The sequence below is a fragment of the Lutibacter sp. TH_r2 genome (assembly GCF_033101135.1).
Taxonomy (GTDB): domain Bacteria; phylum Bacteroidota; class Bacteroidia; order Flavobacteriales; family Flavobacteriaceae; genus Lutibacter.
This window is the reverse complement of the sequence record NZ_JAWMPV010000001.1, coordinates 1,368,100-1,390,147: the sequence shown is the minus strand read 5'-3', so window position 1 is coordinate 1,390,147 and position 22,048 is coordinate 1,368,100. Positions and strand designations below refer to the sequence as shown.

Annotated in this window: 21 protein-coding genes; 13 read left to right on the top strand and 8 right to left on the bottom strand. The window is 29.5% G+C overall.

What is annotated here, in order from left to right; all coding sequences use genetic code 11:
• Positions 1-37: 37 nt before the first annotated feature.
• From nadD to lysM, 4 genes are all read right to left on the bottom strand, one after another.
• Positions 38-616 (bottom strand): nicotinate (nicotinamide) nucleotide adenylyltransferase, encoded by a 579-nt coding sequence (gene nadD, locus R3X25_RS05820; protein ID WP_317672774.1) that lies wholly within the window; start codon positions 614-616, stop codon positions 38-40.
• On the bottom strand, positions 617-1,189 hold the full coding sequence (gene gmk / locus R3X25_RS05815; protein ID WP_317672773.1) for a guanylate kinase: 573 nt from the start codon (positions 1,187-1,189) through the stop codon (positions 617-619).
• Between the two features lie 4 nt (positions 1,190-1,193).
• Complete coding sequence (locus R3X25_RS05810) at positions 1,194-2,051, bottom strand: YicC/YloC family endoribonuclease (protein WP_317672772.1); 858 nt, start codon at positions 2,049-2,051, stop codon at positions 1,194-1,196.
• Between the two features lie 115 nt (positions 2,052-2,166).
• Complete coding sequence (gene lysM / locus R3X25_RS05805) at positions 2,167-2,652, bottom strand: peptidoglycan-binding protein LysM (RefSeq protein ID WP_317672770.1); 486 nt, start codon at positions 2,650-2,652, stop codon at positions 2,167-2,169.
• A gap of 120 nt (positions 2,653-2,772) precedes the next feature.
• Between lysM and upp the strand changes: the two genes are divergently transcribed.
• Positions 2,773-3,423, top strand: coding sequence for a uracil phosphoribosyltransferase (gene upp / locus R3X25_RS05800; protein ID WP_317672769.1), 651 nt, complete (start codon positions 2,773-2,775; stop codon positions 3,421-3,423).
• On the opposite strand, the gene R3X25_RS05795 is transcribed toward upp, so the two are convergent.
• On the bottom strand, positions 3,418-4,341 hold the full coding sequence (locus R3X25_RS05795) for a hypothetical protein (protein WP_317672767.1): 924 nt from the start codon (positions 4,339-4,341) through the stop codon (positions 3,418-3,420). The two genes, upp and R3X25_RS05795, sit on opposite strands and share 6 nt — an antisense overlap.
• 39 nt (positions 4,342-4,380) lie before the next feature.
• Here R3X25_RS05795 and R3X25_RS05790 point away from each other — a divergent pair, with 39 nt between their 5' ends.
• The 10 genes from R3X25_RS05790 (at position 4,381) to R3X25_RS05745 (ending at position 15,364) form a co-directional block, all read left to right on the top strand.
• On the top strand, positions 4,381-4,578 hold the full coding sequence (locus R3X25_RS05790; protein WP_317672765.1) for a DUF6341 family protein: 198 nt from the start codon (positions 4,381-4,383) through the stop codon (positions 4,576-4,578).
• A gap of 31 nt (positions 4,579-4,609) precedes the next feature.
• Positions 4,610-5,281, top strand: coding sequence for a tRNA (guanosine(46)-N7)-methyltransferase TrmB (gene trmB, locus R3X25_RS05785; RefSeq protein WP_317672764.1), 672 nt, complete (start codon positions 4,610-4,612; stop codon positions 5,279-5,281).
• 16 nt (positions 5,282-5,297) lie between these two features.
• A complete protein-coding gene (locus R3X25_RS05780; protein WP_317672763.1) occupies positions 5,298-5,627 on the top strand; it encodes an MGMT family protein in 330 nt (109 codons plus the stop codon).
• Positions 5,628-5,786: 159 nt separating this feature from the next.
• The gene (locus tag R3X25_RS05775) at positions 5,787-6,911 is read left to right on the top strand and encodes an Mrp/NBP35 family ATP-binding protein (protein WP_317672762.1); all 1,125 of its coding nucleotides are present in this window, start codon (positions 5,787-5,789) and stop codon (positions 6,909-6,911) included.
• A 7-nt stretch (positions 6,912-6,918) separates the two neighbouring features.
• Positions 6,919-7,167 carry a NifU family protein gene (locus R3X25_RS05770; protein ID WP_317672761.1) on the top strand — a complete coding sequence of 83 codons (249 nt, stop codon included), beginning with the start codon at positions 6,919-6,921 and terminating at the stop codon, positions 7,165-7,167.
• A 94-nt stretch (positions 7,168-7,261) separates the two neighbouring features.
• Complete coding sequence (locus R3X25_RS05765) at positions 7,262-8,062, top strand: DUF3108 domain-containing protein (protein WP_317672760.1); 801 nt, start codon at positions 7,262-7,264, stop codon at positions 8,060-8,062.
• 42 nt (positions 8,063-8,104) lie between these two features.
• Positions 8,105-9,367: a peptidoglycan DD-metalloendopeptidase family protein gene (locus tag R3X25_RS05760; RefSeq protein ID WP_317672759.1), complete on the top strand. Its 1,263-nt coding sequence runs from the start codon at positions 8,105-8,107 to the stop codon at positions 9,365-9,367.
• 6 nt (positions 9,368-9,373) lie between these two features.
• The gene (pgi, locus tag R3X25_RS05755) at positions 9,374-10,945 is read left to right on the top strand and encodes a glucose-6-phosphate isomerase (RefSeq protein WP_317672758.1); all 1,572 of its coding nucleotides are present in this window, start codon (positions 9,374-9,376) and stop codon (positions 10,943-10,945) included.
• Positions 10,946-11,150: 205 nt separating this feature from the next.
• Complete coding sequence (locus R3X25_RS05750; protein WP_317672756.1) at positions 11,151-13,700, top strand: TonB-dependent receptor; 2,550 nt, start codon at positions 11,151-11,153, stop codon at positions 13,698-13,700.
• Positions 13,701-13,717: 17 nt separating this feature from the next.
• Positions 13,718-15,364 (top strand): hypothetical protein, encoded by a 1,647-nt coding sequence (locus tag R3X25_RS05745; protein ID WP_317672754.1) that lies wholly within the window; start codon positions 13,718-13,720, stop codon positions 15,362-15,364.
• 539 nt (positions 15,365-15,903) lie between these two features.
• Here R3X25_RS05745 and R3X25_RS05740 read toward each other — a convergent pair.
• The gene (locus R3X25_RS05740; RefSeq protein ID WP_317672753.1) at positions 15,904-18,993 is read right to left on the bottom strand and encodes an endonuclease; all 3,090 of its coding nucleotides are present in this window, start codon (positions 18,991-18,993) and stop codon (positions 15,904-15,906) included.
• A 176-nt stretch (positions 18,994-19,169) separates the two neighbouring features.
• Between R3X25_RS05740 and R3X25_RS05735 the strand changes: the two genes are divergently transcribed.
• A complete protein-coding gene (locus tag R3X25_RS05735) occupies positions 19,170-19,607 on the top strand; it encodes a hypothetical protein (protein ID WP_317672751.1) in 438 nt (145 codons plus the stop codon).
• Between the two features lie 144 nt (positions 19,608-19,751).
• The gene (locus R3X25_RS05730; RefSeq protein WP_317672749.1) at positions 19,752-20,486 is read left to right on the top strand and encodes a lysophospholipid acyltransferase family protein; all 735 of its coding nucleotides are present in this window, start codon (positions 19,752-19,754) and stop codon (positions 20,484-20,486) included.
• Here the strand turns inward: R3X25_RS05730 and R3X25_RS05725 are convergent.
• Together R3X25_RS05725 and R3X25_RS05720 are read right to left on the bottom strand one after the other, a co-directional pair.
• Positions 20,470-21,252 (bottom strand): amidohydrolase, encoded by a 783-nt coding sequence (locus R3X25_RS05725; protein ID WP_317672747.1) that lies wholly within the window; start codon positions 21,250-21,252, stop codon positions 20,470-20,472. The two genes, R3X25_RS05730 and R3X25_RS05725, sit on opposite strands and share 17 nt — an antisense overlap.
• Positions 21,253-21,264: 12 nt before the next feature.
• Positions 21,265-21,741: a hypothetical protein gene (locus R3X25_RS05720; RefSeq protein ID WP_317672745.1), complete on the bottom strand. Its 477-nt coding sequence runs from the start codon at positions 21,739-21,741 to the stop codon at positions 21,265-21,267.
• Between the last annotated feature and the right edge of the window lie 307 nt (positions 21,742-22,048).

Sequence of the window (22,048 nt, the reverse complement as noted above, 5' to 3'; positions counted from 1 at the left end):
TTTTAAGTAGTCTGTTAAAAAAGTTACAATTTTAATGCTATTTATAAAAATTCATTAGTTCTATATATTCCCATACTTTTGCAGGTAACATAGTTCTAATATCTTTTTTATTTTTTATAGCTTTTCTAATAAATGTTGATGAAACTTGAACAATTGGAGCATCAACAATTTTAATTTTAGGATGTTTTAACAATTCATTTTCTGTTTTTCCTTCAGAAATTCTTGGGTATACATATATATGATAATTCTCTAAAATGGTTTGATAATTTTTCCATTTATGAAATCCTTTTAAATTATCTTCTCCCATTATTAAATTAAAAGTATGCTGTGAAAACTTTTCTTCTAAATTTATAAGTGTATTAATTGTGTAATTTGGTTGTGGTAATTTAAACTCAATATCCGAAGTTTTTAACTTTGGAAAGTTTTCAACGGCAATATTAGCAATGGCTAATCTATGAATGTTATTTAACATAGATTTTTTTTGTTTAAATGGGCTCATAGGTGTAATTACAAACCAAACCTCATCTAAATCACTAAATTCGGCCAAGTAATTTGCCAATACCATATGTCCAATATGAATTGGATTAAAAGTTCCAAAAAACAAACCTACATTCATTTATTTTATAAATTTTTCAACTAATTTATAAGCTTCTGCTTTTGCATCTTCTAAATTGTCATTTATTAAAATTACATCAAAATCTTTAGAGAATTTTAGTTCGTTTTCAGCTTTTGCAACACGTTCTTTAATTTTTTCTTCGCTATCTGTTTTTCTTCCTCTTAATCTACGTTCCATTTCTTCAATAGAAGGTGGTTGTACAAAAACAGCTAGTGTTTGTTCTGGAAATTTTTTCTTAATATTTAAACCTCCTATTACGTCAATGTCAAAAATTACGGTTTTTCCTTCTGCCCAAATACGTTCTACTTCTTTTTTTAAAGTGCCGTAATAATTATTAGTGTACACTTCTTCAAACTCTATAAAATCGTCGTTTTTAATATGCTCTCTAAACGCATCATCCGAGATAAAATAATAATCTTTACCATTAATTTCTTTACCTCTTGCGTTTCGGGAAGTTGCAGAAATTGAAAAATCTAAATCTAGTTCTTTCTGATCTAACAAATAATGAACTATGGTTGTTTTTCCAGAACCTGAAGGCGCAGAAAACACAATTAATTTCCCTTTTTTAGCCATATTTTTATAAAACGTTAAGATTTTGTTCTTTAATTTTTTCCAACTCATCTTTCATTTGAACAACTAATTTTTGCATTGGAGCGTAATTAGATTTTGAACCTATTGTATTAATTTCTCTACCTAATTCTTGCGTAATAAAACCAAGTTTTTTACCATTTGAATGGTTAGAATGAAGTTCTTTCTCGAAATAACTTAAATGATTTTTTAAACGAACTTTTTCTTCTGTAATGTCCAATTTTTCAATGTAATAAATAAGCTCTTGTTCAAATCTATTTTCATCAACATTTATCTGCAAATCATCTATAGATTTTTTTAATTTATCTTTTACTTGATTTACCCTTTCAGGATCCATTTCAATTACTTTTTCTAATAATGCTTCAATATTTTTAATACGCATTACAAAATCAGCAAATAATGCTTCACCTTCATCATTTCTATATTTTTGAATGTTTTTGACCGCTCCAGAAATTCCTTTTTCAATTTCGTTCCACTCTTCTTCGTTTAACTCTTCACGTTCAGTTTTTAATGAATCTGGTAAACGAATAGCCATTTTTAATAGATCTAACTCATCAGCTTCAGAAATATTCTTTAACTGATTCATATATTCTTTCACAACTTTTTCATTTACTTTAGATGAAACTTCTCCACCATTATCTTCTACATAAATAGAAAAATCTACTTTACCTCTCATCAACTCTTTAGCTAAAGCTTTTCTAATTCCTAATTCTTTCTCTCTATAATATCCAGGTATTCTAACGTTTAGATCAAGATTTTTACTGTTTAACGATTTTAATTCTATCGTAATTTTTTTTTGTGAAAGTTGTAATACGGTTTTCCCGTATCCAGTCATTGATTGTATCATCTAAATTTCAATATTTTGGCAAATTTACGCATTTTTAGAAAAGTGCTCACTTTTAACGCTGTAAATAAAAAAAGCCCACTTTTTAAGTGAGCTTTCTTATCATATAAATTTTATGTTAGTCTAACGCAGGAATACGTAATACTTGACCTGGATAAATTTTATCTGGGTCTGTTAACATTGGTTTGTTTGCTTCAAAAATAACATTGTATTTCATAGCATCACCATAATATTTTTTAGAAATTTTACTTAAGTAATCTCCACTAACCACTGTATGAAATTGAGCTTGAGGCTCCTCAACAGCAACAGACATTCTATCATCTACAGTAGCAATACCTTCTGTGTTACCTATAACTAAAACAACTTTTTCTCTAGTTGCCTGTGAATCTGCTTCACCCCAAACAGTTGCTTTATCACCTTCAACCTCAACATTAAAGTCTAAAACTTCAAATCCTAAAGCTTCAACAGCGTTTACTAATTTACCTGCTTTTGCTTTTGCTAATTCTGCAACTTCCATTGCAGCTTCTGCAGCTTCTTCTTCAGTAGTTTTTCCAATACCAAACACCTTTGCTCCGGCGTTTTTTATAAATGAAAATAATCCCATAACTTTTTAATTTTTTAATTAATTTATTGTTTTTATTCGTTTGGTAATATACAAAAAATTAAAGCACATAATAATAGATTGTAATTGATTTTTATGTTTATTTTTGTGAAAACTTTTTACATGACTATCAATATTCTCGACTCTCAAAAATCTATACTTAATAAATTTATTTCAGACATTAGAGATTCTGAAATTCAAAAAGATAGCTTACGCTTTAGAAGAAACATTGAACGTATTGGTGAAATTTTAGCCTTTGAGATTAGTAAAACACTCTCGTTTGAAAATAAAACAATTACTACCCCTTTAGGTGAAAAAGAGATAGCACTCTATAAAAATGATGTGGTTGTATGCTCAATATTACGGGCTGGCTTGCCTTTACACAATGGTTTATTAAATTATTTTGATGATGCTGGAAGTGCTTTTATTTCGGCCTACAGAAAGCATATAAACAAAACTGAATTTGAAATTGTTGTTGAATATTTTGCTTCTCCAAGTTTAGAAGGTAAAACATTAATTTTAGCAGATCCAATGTTAGCTACTGGACAATCTATTGTAAGTGTTTACCAAGCTTTACTAAAACATGGAACTCCAAAAGAAATACATTTAGCATGTGTTTTAGGAGCTCAAGATGGTGTAGATTTTGTTAAAGAAAATTTTCCGAAAGAGACAAAACTTTGGATTGCTACTGTTGATAAAAACCTTAACGAAAAAGGATATATTGTTCCTGGATTAGGTGATGCTGGAGATTTAGCTTATGGTGAAAAACTATAAAAAATAGACACTTATCGCTATTCCAACAAATAAATAAAGAATTAAATTTTTAAAATTCTCTGATTTACTTTTAGGTAAATAATTAGCTATTACAATAGTTGCTGGAAATATTAAAAATAGAATTTCAGAACCATCTTTTACTGGAGAAACAACTACAACTAATAAAGCTAACAATAAATGAACTATTAAAATATACCAAGACTTTTTTAACTTATTACTTATTACTATAATATTTGGTGTAACTATTATTAAAGACCATAATAATACAGTCAATAAAAAAGTGAAAGGAATTAATAATTGAATTGAATTGTACTTTAAAAAATCAAAACTCCATCTAAATTGAAAATTTTGAATAAAAATAGAAAATGAATCCGTATAAAAACAATACGTGAAAAATAAAAATATTGGAGCTATAAAACCAACAATAGGAATAAATATATTTTTAAAACTTACCCTTTGATGAATAAACATTCCAATATAAACAAGTAATAAAAAAACTGAATTCCATTCAAAAAAAAGCGCTGATATTCCTATCCAAATTGCTGCGTCAAACAATTTTAACTTTGTTTTAATTCCAGATTTTAAACTGTAAATTTTCCTAAAAGAAAACAGCAAAAATATATTAGAAAATAAAAAGTTAATATTAAAAAAAGTTTGCTTAAACGAAGCTAATAATAATACAGTTAGTAAAAATGCATACAAATTATCTAACGTTAAACTATTTTTTCTATTAATAAAGCTACCAACAAATACATAAAAAATAAAAAGTGTTAATACACCTAATTTTGACAACCAAAAAACAAATGAGTTTTCATAATATAATGAAGATAAAACAGCTAAAAAATAAAAAATAGCGAATACAATAATTAAGTAAAACACTTTAATAGGCGTAGATTTACTAAAAAAATTTGCTAACATTACTATATTTTTTACTTTTGCTGTAAATATACTACAGTTATGATTGCAAACAACATTTTTAAAGCTATTGGTGATTTTTTTACCAATGTTTTATTTAGCCCATTAAATTCAATAAGATTTTCTGATAATTGGTGGTTACAAAGTACCGTTAGTTGGATTTTTATTATAATTGCTTTTGGATTTTTCTTCTATTGGTTAGGGCAAATTCAAAAATACAAAAAAGCCGGTAACGAGTAATTCAGTATTAACTCCTTAACAAAACGTTTCAGTGGGAAGTAAAAATAAAATGAAGAGATTTCGTGAAAACGAAACGTTTAAAAATGTAATTCAACCTGAACGACAAGAAGTTTTGGATGGTTTTAAACTAAAAGGAAATTGGTCTGAATTTTTTGGTAATTCCAATCCAATTGTTTTAGAATTAGGTTGTGGTAAAGGTGAATATACTATTGCATTAGCAAAAAAAAATCCAAACATAAATTACATCGGTATAGACATTAAAGGTGCGCGTTTCTGGCGCGGTGCTAAAACTGCAATTGAAGACAACATGTCGAATGTAGCCTTTATTAGAACACAAATTGAACTTGTTGACTATATTTTTGCCGAAAACGAAATTTCAGAAATCTGGATAACTTTCCCTGACCCTCAAATAAAATACACACGCACAAAACATAGAATGACCAATGCTGAATTCTTAAAAAAATATCACAAGGTTTTAAATGAGAATGGAGTTGTAAACTTAAAAACCGACAGTGAATTTATGCATGGTTATACTTTAGGTTTATTACATGGTGCTGGTCACGAAGTTATTTATGCACACCACGATGTTTATGGTAATAATCATTCTCCTGAAGAAGTAATATCTACTCAAACTTTTTATGAAAGCCAATATTTAGAACAAGGCAAACCAATTACTTACATAAAATTTAAAATTCGTTATTAATCACTATTTTTAAAAAGTGAAAAACGAAAATTTCTTTCAAAAAGTGTATGCAATAGCTAAACAAATTCCCTACGGAAGGGTTACTAGCTATGGTGCAATTGCCAAACATATAGGTGCAGCCCGATCTTCAAGAATGGTAGGCTGGGCAATGAATGCATCACACAACATGGAAGATATCCCTGCACATAGAGTTGTAAATAGAAAAGGCATATTAACAGGTAAACACCATTTTGAAGGCACAAACTTAATGCAACAACTACTAGAAAACGAAGGAATTATTGTAAAAGACCTTCAAATTCAAAACTTTAAAGAAGTCTTTTGGAACCCAAATGAAGAATTATTATAATTAAAACAAAAGTTGTAATTTAATCCTGCAAAATAAGCATCACTAAAAAACACATTCACAAACACTCAATTTTACATTGTTTTATGTAACATTTTTAATCTTCCTATATCGTTTGGAATATGTATATTTGTTGTTTAGAATGATTTTACATAAACAAAAATGAGTTTTACAAAACAAGATATTATAAACGCCCTGGAAACAATTACAGCTCCAGGAGAAGGAAAAAGCTTAATTGAAAGCCAAGCTATTAAAAATGTAGTAATTTTTGATAAAGAAATAGTGTTAGATGTTAAAATTAACAATCCATCACTTCAAGCAAAAAAGAAAGTTGAAGTAGAAATAATGAAAGCTATTCACGAGCACGTTGATCAAAAAATCGACGTAAAAGTGAACGTTACTTCTGATACTAAAAATGAAGAGTTTAAACCCGAAAAGCCAAAAGTCCCAGGAATTAAAAATATAATTGCGGTTGCTTCTGGTAAAGGTGGAGTTGGAAAATCTACTATTACTGCAAACATGTCAATTTCATTACAAAAAATGGGATTCAAAGTTGGAATTTTAGATGCAGACGTATACGGACCTTCAATTCATTTAATGTTTGATGTTGCAAACGCAAAACCATTATCTGTAGAAATTGATGGTCGTTCAAAAATGCAACCAATTGAAAGTTACGGAGTAAAAATATTATCGTTAGGGTTTTTTACAGATGCCAACCAAGCTGTTATTTGGCGTGGAGCAATGGCCTCAAAAGCCTTAAACCAAATGATATTTGATTCACATTGGGGAGAATTAGATTTCTTATTAATTGACTTACCTCCAGGAACCGGAGACATTCACTTATCTATTGTACAAGCAGTGCCAATTACAGGTGCAGTTATAGTTAGTACACCTCAAAATATTGCTTTAGCAGATGCTAAAAAAGGTGTTGCAATGTTTAAACAAGAAACCATTAACGTTCCTGTTTTAGGAATTGTTGAAAACATGAGTTACTTTACCCCTGCCGAACTTCCTAATAATAAATACTATATTTTTGGACAAGATGGCGCTAAAAATTTAGCTGAAGATATTGAAACCGCATTTTTAGGGGAAGTACCTTTAGTACAAAGTATTAGAGAAGCCGGAGATGTTGGACATCCAGTTGCGTTACAAGAAAACTCTCCATTAGAAAAGGCATTTTCTGAAATTACTAAAAATGCATTATCTGAATTGGTAAAACGAAATCAAGATTTACCTCCAACTGAAGTTGTAAGAATTACAACTATGAGCGGATGTAGCACTAATTAATTGATATATGGATAAAGAAGAATTAAAAATAAACGTTGAACAGGCATTAAATGAAATTCGCCCCTTTTTAGAAGCGGATGGCGGAAATATTTCTTTAGTTGAAATAACAGATAATACTGTTTCTGTACAACTCGAAGGCGCTTGTGTAGGATGTTCAGTAAACCAAATGACTCTAAAAAATGGCGTAGAAGCCACTATAAAAAAATATGCCCCTCAAGTTAAAAGGGTAATAGAAGTAAATGGTATTACATTTTAATTCTTAAAATAAATATAAATTAAGAGTGCTTTTAGCACTCTTTTTTATTTTTGGAATAATAATTGTATTTTCAAAGCTAAATTAGAAAAGCTTTATGAAAAAAATAGGATTCCTTATATTCTTATTAATTGCATTTTTAGGCAATAGTCAACCTAACGTTAAAAATGCAGACTACAGTAATTATGCTTTTAAAGATGGTGAATGGCTAAAATATAGAATGAGCTATAGCAATTTTTTAAACGCAGGCTACTCCACAATTAGTGTAAAGGAATTATCTAATAACGGTAAAGATGCTTTTCATATAAAAGGTCACGGTAAATCAACAGGTTTGGTAAGTGTATTTTTTAAAGTTAGAGACGATTATCAAACATTTTTTTATAAAAAAACTATGCAACCTTATCGTTTTATTAGAAAAATTAACGAAGGTGGCTATACCAAAGATAAAGAAATACTTTTTGATCATTCTAAAAAAGAAGCCATTGTTAAAAATAACAAACATAACACCATAGAAAATTATCCTATTTCAAGTAATATACAAGACATGCTTTCTGCAATGTATTTTTTACGAAATCAAGATTTATCAAATTTAAAAATTGGACAAGAAATACAACTTCAAATGTTTTTTGACCAAGAAATTAACGATTTTAAACTTCGTTTTATAGGTACTGAAATTTTAAAAACATCCTTTGGCAAAATAAAAACCTTAAAATTTCGACCTTTAGTTCAAGCAGGAAGAGTATTTAAAGAACAAGAAAGTGTTACCGTTTGGATTACAGATGATAAAAATAAAGTTCCTATTAGAATTAAGGCTTCATTAGCCGTTGGATCACTCCGTGCAGATTTAGATAAATTTAAAGGATTAGCACACCCTTTTAACATTATTTTTGACAATTAAATTGTACTTTTGCGTTTTATTTTTTAAACTTAATTGAATCTTTTGAAAAAATTAACCGCAATACTTCTTCTTCTCTTAATTATAGGCTGCAAAGAAGATAAAAAACCTCCAATTGTAAAAATTGAAAAACCTAAAGAATTTTTTGAATTTGGTTACAAACTAAATGATTATAAAGTTATAAATGACACCATACAACCTGGCGAAAATTTTAGCGAAATTTTAGACAGAAACCATATCGAATACCCAAAAGTATTGGAAATTGTTAATGAAATAAAAGACACTTTTAATGTTAGAAGAATTAAAAGTGGAATACCTTATACTATACTAGCTAAAAAAGATTCTACCGAACAAGCACAAGTTTTTATTTATCAACATTCAAAAGTTAGATATACCGTTGTTGATTTTAAAGATTCTATAATATCGGCCTACAATGCCAAAAAACCAGTAACCAAAGTTATTAAAACTGCTTCAGGAGTTATAACTAGTAGTTTATCACAAGCTATTGATGACCAAGGTTTAAGTTACTATCTTGCTTTTGAAATGTCTGATATTTACGCATGGACTATTGACTTTTTTAGACTTCAAAAAAATGATAAATTTAAATTAATTTATGAGCAATTATATATTAACGATACTATACCAGTTGGAATAGGAAAAATTAAAGCTGCTTATTTTGAGCATGGAGACAAACCTTTTTATGCTTTTAGATATGTTCCAGATTCAACTTTACAAATACCAGAATATTTTGATGATGAAACAAACAATTTACGTCGTCAATTTTTAAAAGCTCCTGTAAAATTTAGTAGAATTTCTTCAAGATATAATTTAAGAAGAAGAATTGCATTTTACGGTAATAGAATACGCCCACATAAAGGAACTGACTTTGCTGCGCCAGTTGGAACTCCAATTATGAGTACAGCAAACGGAACAATTATAGAATCTAGATACAAAGGTGGAAATGGGAATTATGTAAAAGTAAGACATAATGGAACATACAGTACTCAATACTTACACATGAGCAAAAGAGCTGTAAAAGTTGGAGATGTAGTAAAACAAGGAGATGTAATTGGTTATATTGGTATGACAGGGAATACATCTGGTCCACACGTTTGTTACCGTTTTTGGAAAAATGGAAAACAAGTAGACCCTTTAAAACAAAAATTACCTGCTGCAGAACCAATGAAAGAAGAAATTAAATCTGATTATTTAAAATTTATAGAGCCTTTAAAATCAACATTAGATTCTATTACTTATCCAATTATTGAAAACTCAATTACCACAACAGAAGAAGAATTAAACACATAATAAATTATGGCTTTACAAAACATCAACCCAACCAAAACTGCCGCTTGGCAAAAACTCACCAATCATTTTAATGAAATTAAAGATGTTCATCTAAAAACATTTTTTAATGAAAATCAAAATAGAAAAAGTGATTTTACTTTAAATGTTAATAATTTTGAATTTGACTATTCAAAAAATAGAATTTCAGAAAAAACATTAGAACTACTATTAGAATTAGCAAACGAATGCGATTTAAAAGGCGCAATGGATGCTTATTTTTCAGGTGAAAAAATTAATGCAACCGAAAAAAGAGCTGTTTTACATACAGCTTTACGTAACCAAACTGCTAAAGAAATTTTTGTAGATGGTGAAAATGTGGTACCTGAAATTAAAGCTGCACTTTCTAAAATTGAAAGTTTTACAGAAAAAGTAGTATCAGGAGATTGGAAAGGTTACACCAACAAATCAATTACTGATGTTGTAAATATTGGTATTGGAGGTTCAGACCTTGGACCAGATATGGTTGTAGAATCATTAAAATACTACAAAAATCACTTAAATGTACATTTTGTTTCTAATATAGATGGAGATCACGTACGTGAAAGTATTAAAAACTTAAATCCAGAAACTACACTTTTTGTAATTGTTTCTAAAACATTTACAACGCAAGAAACTTTAACAAATGCAACTACCATTAAAAAATGGTTTTTACAATCAGCATCAGAAGCTGATGTAGCAAAACATTTTGTAGCAGTTTCAACTAATTTAGAATCTGTTAGTAATTTTGGAATTGCATCAGATAACATTTTCCCAATGTGGGATTGGGTTGGTGGACGTTTTTCACTTTGGAGTGCCGTTGGATTATCTATTAGTTTAGCTGTTGGATTTAAAAATTTCAACAATTTATTAATAGGTGCTTTTGAAATGGATGAACATTTTAAAAATACACCGTTCGAAAAAAATGCACCTGTATTATTAAGTTTAATAGGTATTTGGTATACCAACTTTTTCAAATCTGAATCTGAAGTAATTTTACCTTACGCACAATATTTAAGTAAACTCGCACCCTATTTACAACAAGCTATTATGGAAAGTAATGGTAAAAGTGTAGATAGAAATGGAGAGCGTGTTACTTATCAAACTGGAAATATTATTTGGGGAGCACCAGGTTCAAACTCTCAACATGCATTTATGCAACTATTACACCAAGGTACCAAACTAATTCCAGCTGATTTTATTGGTTTTAAAGAATCTTTATACGGCGAAAAAGAACACCATAACAAATTAATGGCTAATTATTACGCTCAAATGGAAGCATTAGCTATTGGAAAAACTAAAGAAGAAGTTCATTTAGATTTAAAAACTCAAGGAAAACTAAACGAAGTCTCTACTTTATTACCTTATAAAGTTTTTGAAGGAAATAAACCAAGTACTTCTATTTTAATAGATAAACTTTCACCAAAAACATTAGGAAGTTTAATTTCATTCTACGAACAAAAAATATTTATTCAAGGTGTAATCTGGAATATTTACAGTTATGATCAATTTGGAGTAGAACTTGGAAAAGAACTAGCTAATAAACTTTACAAAAAAGCTTAATTTTTTTAAGCAACCTTTTACACTTATAAACATCTGTTAATAAACTGTTAAATAGATTATGTATATTTAACAAATAACAGGTGTTTTTTTGCATATATTTAATTCTTAATAAAATGTTAAAACTTAACGATTTATTAATGATGTCATTTGCAAAAAAAACATCAAATTTGCACAAAGAATTTAATTCAAAATTAAAATTAAAAGGATGAGAAATTTTAAACATTTGTTAATGGCGGTATTATTACTTACTTCTACTGCTATTTTCGCACAAACAAAACTTTCGGGTAAGGTTGTTGATGAAACAAATCAACCATTACCAGGGGCATCTGTTGTTGTTGAAGGAACAACTACAGGTACATCTACAGACTTCGATGGAAACTTTTCTTTTGAAGTTTCAAATTCAAGTGGAGCTGTAATTGTTTCATTTGTTGGTTATGTAAACAAAACAGTAGCCTTTAATGGTACAAAAAACTTTGGCGCTATTAAATTAGCTCCTTCTTCTGAAACTTTAGATGAAATTGTGATTACTGCAACTTCATTTGCAATTGACAGAAAAACACCTGTTGCTGTATCCACAGTTAAAGCAGACATTATTGAAAATAAATTGGGATCTCAAGAATTTCCTGAAATTTTAAAATCTACACCAGGTGTATATGCTACTAAATCTGGAGGTGGTTTTGGAGATAGTAGAATTAACTTAAGAGGTTTTGAATCTTCAAATGTTGCTGTAATGATTAATGGTGTTCCAGTTAACGACATGGAAAACGGATGGGTTTACTGGTCTAACTGGGCTGGTTTAGCTGACGTAACTTCTGCTATGCAAGTTCAACGTGGTTTAGGAGCTTCTAAAGTTGCTGTACCATCAATTGGTGGTACTATAAACATTCTATCTAAAACTACAGACGTTGAAAAAGGTGGTAATGTATTTGTTGGTGTTGGAAATGATGGTTACCAAAAATATGGAGCTACAGTTTCAACAGGTTTATTAGATAATGGATTTGCTGTAAGTGCTTCAGGAGCTAAAACAAAAGGTAACGGATATGTTGATGGAACTGAATTTGAAGGTTATAATTACTTCATAAACATTTCTAAACAAATAGGTGATAACCACAAATTATCATTTACATCTTTTGGTGCACCACAAGAACATGGACAAAGACAAAACAGAAGTTCAATAGAAACTTATAGAAATGCTGAAAGTGGTATTAAATTCAACCCAGATTGGGGTATTAAAAATGGTTCAGTAACTTCTATTGAAAATAACTTTTACCACAAATCTCAAACATCTTTAAATCACTATTGGACAATTAGTGAAAAATCAAATTTATCTACTGCTTTATACGCTTCTTGGGGTACTGGTGGTGGAAGTGGTACTGCTGGTGATGAAGCTGCAAGCTTATTTAGTGTTAGACTTGGAGGAGATGACCAACCTGTTGATTTAGATAATATTGTTGAAATAAACAGAGAAAGAGGAGAACAAGGTTTAGGAGCTGCTGCTTATTTAAGAGCTTCAAGAAACGATCATGAATGGTATGGTTTATTATCTACATTTAAAACAGATTTAAACGAAAATCTTGCTTTTGTTGGAGGTATAGATTTAAGAACTTACACAGGTAAACACTTTTCTGAAGTTCATGATTTATTAGGTGCTTCTTTTGCAGATGATGATAACGATGTTAACAATCCAAATAGAGCATTAAAAGTTGGAGACAAACGTGACTATTGGAATGATGGTGAAGTTGGATGGCAAGGTTTATTTACTCAATTAGAATACGATAAAGATAATTTATCTTCTTTTGTGTCAGCATCTATATCAAACACTTCATACAGAAGAATAGATTATTTTAATTATTTAGATAGTGACCCTAACCAAGAAACTGACAAATATAGTTTTGTAGGTTTTGGTATTAAAGGTGGTGCTAATTATAATTTAACTGATAACCATAATGTTTTTGCTAATATTGGATATTTTGAAAAAGCAGGTGGATTTGACGCTGTATTTTTAGGTTATGACAATGAAATAGATAATATTAATGAAGATGCTGAAAATCAAAAAATATTCAGTGCTGAATTAGGTTATGGTTATAGAAGTGATAAATTATCTTTTAACATTAACCTTTATAGAACACAATGGGATGATAGAACATTTACTGATAACTTCTCTGTTAATGGCGAAGACTATTTTGTAAACCTATTAGGAGTAAATGCACTTCACCAAGGTATCGAATTTGATGCTGTCTATAGAGCTTCTGACAAACTTACTTTAACAGGTATGCTTTCTATAGGAGATTGGATTTGGACAAATAATATTGAAAATGTTCAAATATTTGATGACAGTCAACAAGCTGTTGGAGACCCTTATAATCTTTATATAAAAGACTTAAAAGTAGGTGATGCTGCTCAAACAACTGCTGCATTAGGTTTAGATTATGAATTAATGGAAAAAACTTATTTCACAGTAGATTACAACTATTTTGGAGATTATTATGCAGATTTCGAACCAAACAATAGAACAACTTCTACTGATACTGACCAATCATGGCAAGCACCAGATTATGGAGTATTTGATGCAAGCATTAGATACGGTTTTAAATTTGGTGAATTTGACACAACGCTTACAGCGAGAATGAATAACGTATTTAATACTGAATATATTTCAGATGCTAGAGATGGTAATAGCCATGATGCTGGTTCTGCTACAGTATGGTACGGGTATGGAAGAACATTTAATATCAGTGCTAAAATTAAATTCTAATTAAAAAATATCAAACAATGAAAAAATTTATTTATTTAATAATGGCGTTTAGTCTTACATTTATATCATGTGATCCAATGGATGATGTATATGATGAACTAGATGCTGAAGGAACAACCTCTGACCCAAGGAGTATTATTGGAAGTGATGAATACACATTAACTGATGATGACTATGAAACTTTAGGTTTAGATTATGGTAGTTTTAGTTCAGAAGATGACGCTAAAACAATGTTACCAGATTTTATTTCTAGTAATAGTAAATATGACTATTGGGCAAAAAACTCATCTGTTTTAATAGGTTACCAATTATATGTTGGAAGTGCACCTGGAGTTAGTGATTATACAAGTGCAGATTCTTATGAATTAGCTGATGCAGATTACGCTAACGCTGGTGCTGATGCCGCTACTTATAGCGTTTTTACAGCAGCATCTCCTGCCGATTTAAATTTACCTAGTATTTTAGAAAGTAATATTGATGCTCCTGTAAGTGGAGATATTGTATTAGCAAAATATAAATATGCTGAAGAACCATCTGACCCGGCTGTAATTTACACAATGGTAAATGATGATTACCAATTAATAGTAGATCTTGTAGCTAATAATTCAGACCCAGCAATAAGCAGCTTGGTTAGTTCATATGGCGATAGTGAATTATACACTGGAGCTAGTGCATATTATGGAAACTTTGACATAAGATTATCTAAAAGAGTAGGGCAAGCAGATTATGATGCTCTTACAACTGAAGAAGAACAAATTGCTTTTGTTGATGAAAGAGTTCAAATTGGTGTTCAATGGTTTTTAAAAGCAAAATATCCTAATGCTGTACCTGAAATTAATGGACAAACAGTAAATTATGTGATAACCTATAAAACTTTTGATGATACATATACAACTTTGGAACCTACAGTTATCTACAAATGTACTGCTGGTGGATCTGATCCAGAATTTGAATTAGTAGATGGACCAGGAGAAGACGTTGTTTACCAAGCGTCAACAATTACCGAAAACAGAGGAGACTTTTATTCTTACACAGGAAGTGAATGGGAAAAAGTTTCAGGTGTATATTTTATGGGATCAGGAGACTTTGACTCAATGGGTGAAGAATCTGGACAACCTGGAAAATACAATAACTTTGGAAGTTCAACTCCTCCAGGAGATTATTTACCAGCTTTCTTAAACATCAAGTATCCTTATGCTTTAGAAGGTGATGAAATGATAGTTATTTACGATTATTATTCTAGTTCTAGTGGAGCTCAAATACGTGGTGATTTATATACAAAAGCTGACGGTGTTTGGTCTGGTTTCGAATCAACAATTAGCACAACATTACAATTTGGATTTGATGGTACTAACTGGGTTCCAGACAATACTATTAAATATACTTTAGTAAGTGCAGATTACGCATATATGTCAACTGAATTAGAAGGTAATGAATTCTTTTCTAATGTTAATTTAGGAAGTCTTGCTAGTTATAATGATTATGATTATAACTGGTCTGATGAACAAATTTTATATTCTTTAGACTTACTTTTAGATTATTTAGATCCTAATGCTGAAGAAGGACAAAAATACCTAATCACATATTTATTATATGACAATGGTCTAAATGATATAACAAGAAATTTAATTAAAACAAATGGTGAGTGGGTTTGGGATGAATAAATTCTAACTACTAATCATTAGTTAATAAATAATAAAAAACCTGAAAGTTAATCCTTTCAGGTTTTTTTTTGTTTCTGTTTTTAAAACATCTAGCAACCAACTATTACATTCAGATAATTTATTTATAACTAATAAGTATTGTATGTTATAGTTAAGTTAGAATCAATTTTTACGCAACAGTACATTAAAACGTTCTATTCTGTTAGTGGCTAATATAAAGTATGCATATTACTCTAAAATAAAGAGCTTACTATAACTAGTAAACTTATATTAAGATTAAAGGTTGTGTAATAATTAATTCTATTAATAAACTCTGCTTTAATACTTATAACAAAACACATAAATTTTATAATAGCTATTATTTAAAGAGAAGATTTATTTAATCTATTATGCAACTAATAATTCGAAGTTTAGCTTTAAAAATTTTACATTTATAAAAAACCTATATTAAATAACTATTAAACTAATTATAGTATTCAATAAAAAAGGTTCTTCATAATGAAGAACCTTTTTTAATATTAGTTTTATTTAAATAGTATTTATTCTTTTACTATTCTCAACACTTGAGATTCATTAGAAATTAACTTCACAATATAAATACCTGCTGGTTGATTTTGAATATCTAGTTTAACTTTTCCATATTCAACTTTATACTCTTTAGAGCTTATAAGTTGCGATTGCATGTTATATACTTGAACTTCAATAAATTTTTCTTCTGAAGGAATTCCTATTTCAAAACTTCCTTTAGTAGGATTTGGATACGCTATTAATTTTTCGAAATTATCAATTGTTTTAGATAAAGTTCCTTCACAAGCAATACTTGTTTTAACCTCCACTAAATCACCTTGTTTTACATCTTCAACTATAATTAATTTCTCATAGGTTTTATTAATAACTATTCCATTTTTAGAAATGGTATAAGGCGCCGTACCTTCTTCAATTTCAATAGAAACCTTACCTGCTGTAACACTTGTTTTTCCTAAAATTTCTTCTGCTGCCTCAATATCTAAATTAAAACATTGCTCGTAATTTTCACCAACAACTGTAATACATATATTGTAATTACCTGGTTCTAAATTAGAAACAGTAACCGAATTATTAGTTAAATTGTAATTAGAACCGTTTACTTCAACAATATAATCATAATCTGCTGTTGCTGTAATCAATATTTGGCCATTATTTAGTCCATCACAAGTTTCGCCAATAGTTTCAATTGAAAAATTAGTATTATCCAATATAAAACATCCAACAGAATTCACTAAAGATCCTGCTGTAGTACCTGGGCACATATCAACATTATTCATTACACCATCTAAATCATCATCTAATTGACTATCTGAACATCCTTCATTATCTACCGTTTCTCCTGCTGGAGTATTTGGACATACGTCAACGTTATTCATTACACCATCTAAATCATCATCTATTTGGCTATCTGAACACCCTTCAGAATTTACATCTTCTCCTGCTGGTGTATTTGGACAAACATCATCACCATTTAAAACACCATCTTCGTCATCATCACGTTGATTTTCTGAACAACCATCAGCATCAACATCTTCTCCCGTTGGAGTATTTGGACATAGATCAACGTTATTCATTACACCATCTAAATCATCATCTATTTGGCTATCTGAACACCCTTCAGAATTTACATCTTCTCCTGCTGGTGTATTAGAACAAACATCACAACCATCTGGAACTCCATCTGTATCCGTATCAACCGTATCATCAGAGCCTTCACACGTATCACAAGCATCTCCAATACCATCAAGGTCTGAATCTTCTTGATTTGGATTTGAAACTGTTGGGCAATTATCACAAACATCTCCAATACCATCACCATCTACATCTTCCTGATCTGGGTTTGAAATTGTTACACAATTATCACAAACATCTCCAACGCCATCACCATCTATATCTGCTTGATCTGCATTTGGAGTTGTTGGACAGTTATCTACAGTATCTAAAATACCATCGCCATCTGCATCATTAGTTGGTTCTTCTGCAGTAATTTCAAAACTATCAACAGTCCAACGTGTTGGTACACCATCAGAATAATATTTAAAAGCTATATAAACTGTTCCTGTAATTGAACTTATATCTACGTCTGTAAATGTATATACTTCTTCCGTTGAACCACCATTAGAGTGTGTTGGAATGGTAACATTTGGAACACTAACCCACGTAAAATTACTTGGAATTCCTGAACCATCATAATCAGAAGAATAAACCAATACTAAAGGTGTTGAACCATAAGCAGCATCGGTATAAAAACTTAATAACTCATTATCATTTGTATCAAAATCTATTGGGTTTGTAGTTATTAACCAATCTTTACTTAAAACTGTTTCTTGATAACCATTAATTCCCATTGACCCAGAGTTATTTTCTCCAAATTGAGTTTCGCAACCCCAGTTCTTTGTACTAGCTTCGCTATATGTAAAAAATTGTATGGAAGCACAATCTTCAAAATCTTCTGAAATTAAAACTAGTGGGCCTTCTAACGTTTCTACATTTAAAGTACTACTAGCATTTGATAAGTTTGAGGCTGTATCACGTGCTTTAACCGTAACTGCATATGTTGTTGATTGAGTTAGATTAGTTAAACTTACATTGGTAGTTGTTGAAGTTGTTACATACACATTGTCTAAATAAATTAGATAATCATATACTCCAACATTATCAGTTGAAGCACTCCATGAAATATCAAAACTTGTATCTGTTATATTTGAAGCTATTAAATTACTTGGAGCTGTTGGTGCTTCTGTATCTGAAGAACCTCCCATATCCCATTTATCTTCAGCAACTAAACCTCCCCAAATTATTGTAGCTAAATATGGATTATCAATAAAAGGATTTCTGTTTTCTTGTATTCCAGCTAAAACTTCGTTTCTATTGGCTTCAAAATCAGATACTGGATCTTCTACATTCCACTGTAAAAACAAATCAATCATATTTGAATCCATAGAGTTTACAGTACCATACCCAACATTTGTAGGTAAGCAATTAGTTTCTGAACTTTGTGAACCATCTCCATGATAACGCAAATACATATACATAACTATACGCGCTACATCACCTTTCCATTCATCTCCTGGATACCAACCTCCATCAGATGAAATTATTCCAGAATCACCACTTCCATCGGTAAACTTTCTATTACTACGTGATGTATTTCTAGTTCTATCTGCTGGTCTTAAATTATGTACATCGGAACCTGGAGTTATCTCACCACTTTCTGCAACTAACGAAGGGTTAGCAAGTGATTTGGCAAATACATGCTCTCTATTCCAAACACCTGTTGTACCATCACCAGAATCTTGTAAACTTTCATCTCTTGTTCTATCGGTTGAAGGATCTCCATCAATATCATTATACCCATAAATTAACAATACGTTCCCAGGTATATCTGGATCTTGATCTGCAGCTATACACGCATCCCAAACATCTGTTGAAGATGATGTATATGGAATTCCTGAATGTGTACTTTCTACTCTACCTGATAGCTCTAAGAATAAGTCGTTGCCCGTTTTAGTTAAATCTAAACCGTTGTAATACGATTGTATTTGCCCGTAAACAGCAATATTTAACATTAATATAAATGCGAAAAGTATTTTTTTAATCATTAGATTTTTAATTAAATTTCTAAATTATTTTATGTTTTTATGGAAATTGGAAATTTTTACTAAATTAATAAATTAGTCTACAAATTAAACTATTTATATAGTTAATATTTTAATGAGCTGTAAATCATATTTCTAATATAAATTACTATTTTTGCTTTAACTAAAAAACTACATTTATGACTAAAATGATTCATTCTTACTGGGCTTATATAGTATTACTAGTATTAATTGTTGCTACTGTGAATGCACTTATTGGTTTAAGTTCTAAAAAAGAATTTAAAGCAAAAGATTTACGTTTATCACTTTTTGCACTTATTGCTTCACATATTCAATTAATTATTGGGTTTGTTGCCTATTACACATCTAGCTTTTATAATGCAATGCGAGAAGTTGGAATGGGAGGAGTTATGAAAAATAGTGAACTTCGCAAACCATTAATTGAGCATCCATTACTAATTATTGTTGCTATTGCATTAATAACAATTGGGTTTTCAAAACATAAAAAGAAAACTTCTGACAGTGAAAAGTTTAAAACTATAGCTATATTTTACACCATTGCTTTAATACTAATTTTAGCTGTAATTCCTTGGGATTTATGGTTTTCTAGTTTATAAAATTTTTAAGCCTGTTTGAAAAGTAAAATTTTTGTTAACTTAAATTTGCTTCAATTTTTATAGAGTAATGCTATTCCAAGAATTTGAATTAGATTTAGAATAACGAGTTTTAACACTTTTCAAACAGTATTTTTAATATAAATTATGAAGAAATTTTTAGCTTACATACCTTCAGCAATCTATCAATTAAGTTTCGCTGTTTTATTACTAATTTTTCATCCTATCCAATGGTTATGTTTGAAAATAGGTGGATACAAAGCACATAAAAAATCAGTTGATGCTTTAAATTTTTTCATAGTTTATAGTTTATACTTTTTAGGAACCAAAATTTCATTTAAAAATAACCATCGCATTCCGGAAAATGTTCCTTTAATAATAGTATCTAATCATCAAAGTATGAATGATATTCCTGCTATTATTTGGTTTTTGAGAAAATACCATCCTAAATTTGTAGCAAAAAAAGAGTTAGGAAAAGGTATTCCAAGTATTTCATTCAATTTAAAACATGGAGGCTCTGTGTTAATTGATAGAAAAGATGCGAAACAAGCCATTACTGAAATTGCTAAACTTGGTAAATACATTGAAGCAAATAATAGATCAGCTGTTATTTTTCCTGAAGGAACAAGAAGTAGAAATGGAGTGCCAAAACGTTTTTCACCAAACGGACTTAAAATGTTGGTAAAATATGCTCCTTCGGCTTATGTTCTACCTATAACTGTAAATAATTCTTGGAAATTTTTAAAATATGGTGGCTTTCCTAATGAGTTAGGTGTAAATTTAACTTTTGATGTTCATGAACCAATAAAGGCTGATTCTATGAAATTTGATGAACTTTTTGAGAGTGTAGAAGCATCTATTAAATCTAAAGTAGTAGTTTAAACTCGTCTTTATCATTTAAAAAATTAAACTTATTTCGTACTTCTGAAATATGGTTTTTAGTTACCTCAACAACTTCAATAAATTCATTTTCGTATTTAGAAATGGAAATTTGTTTACCTAAACAATTATAGACTGCTGAATGCCCGGTAAATTCATATCCGTTTTCATCTTTTCCAACTCTATTTACTCCTACTGTATAACACATATTCTCAATACTTCTAGCTTTTAAAAGTGAATCCCAAGCTAAAATTCTTGGTTTAGGCCAATTTGCCACATACAATAGTAAATCGTAATTAGTTGTGTTTCTCGAAAATACTGGAAAACGTAAATCGTAACAAACTTGCGGGCAAATTTTCCAGCCTTTGTAATTAATAATTACTTTCTGTTTTCCGGCAGTATAAACTTTTTCTTCTCCAGCCAATGAAAATAAATGCCGCTTGTTATAGTATTGAATTTCACCTGAAGGAAAAACAAAAACGAATCGATTATAATACTTACCTTCTTCTTTTATTACAATACTTCCACAAATAGCAAAACCTTGTTTAGATGCTGTATTTTGCATCCAAATTACTGTGTCCCCGTTTATTTCTTCAGCAACTTCAACAGGCTTCATTGTAAAACCAGTTGAAAACATTTCAGGTAAAACTACCACATCTACAGTTTCAGAAATTGAATTTATTTTTTCTGAATAATTAATTAGATTTTGTTCTGCTTTATGCCAAATAATACTAGATTGAACTATCGCTATTTTTAAACATTTATTCATAAACAATAAGCATTATAATTTGCTTTTTAATTTTTCAGATTTCTTTTTTAAACTTTCTAGTTTTTTTTGCCATTTAGTTTCATCTTCAGGAGATAACTTACCTTTACCTCTTAATTTTTCACTGCGTTTAAGTTCTTTTTTATATTTTTTTTGAGCATCTGAATATTTTTTCTGAACTCTTTCTTTTGCTTTTAATTCCTTTTCAGCATTTTTCTGTTTTTTTTCAGCTTTTCTTTGTTTTTTTTCAGCTTTTCTTTGAGCTTTTGTAGCTGTATTTAATTTATTTTTAGCCACTATTTGCTCACTTAATCTGTTTTTAATGTTGGTTTGCTCCTCTTGTGAAAGTGTGTTTGTAACATCCACTTTATCAATAAAAATGGTTGTTCCCTTAACCATGTAATTCTTTCCATTATATTCAACTTTTTGAGCTTGAACTATTACAAAAGCAAATAATAATATGGTTGTAATTATTACTTTTAATTTTTTCATTTTTCTAATTTTTAGGTATTATTAATCTAAATTACAACTTATATTTTACATAAAATAGCGACTGTTTTTTTTAATTGTTTCATTAGATTTTGTAAAACAAAATTGCAAAACATTTACATAAATATTAGGTTAATTAAATATAGAATTTGGAATAGAAACTATGTTAAAGTGAATATTTACTTATTACCTAGATAATTGAATTTTTAACTTTTAAAATTACAAAAACTTATATTTAAAAGTAAAAAATCTATTTCAAAAATGAAATAGATTTTTTTAATCAAATTATATCAACCCCTTGATATAATAA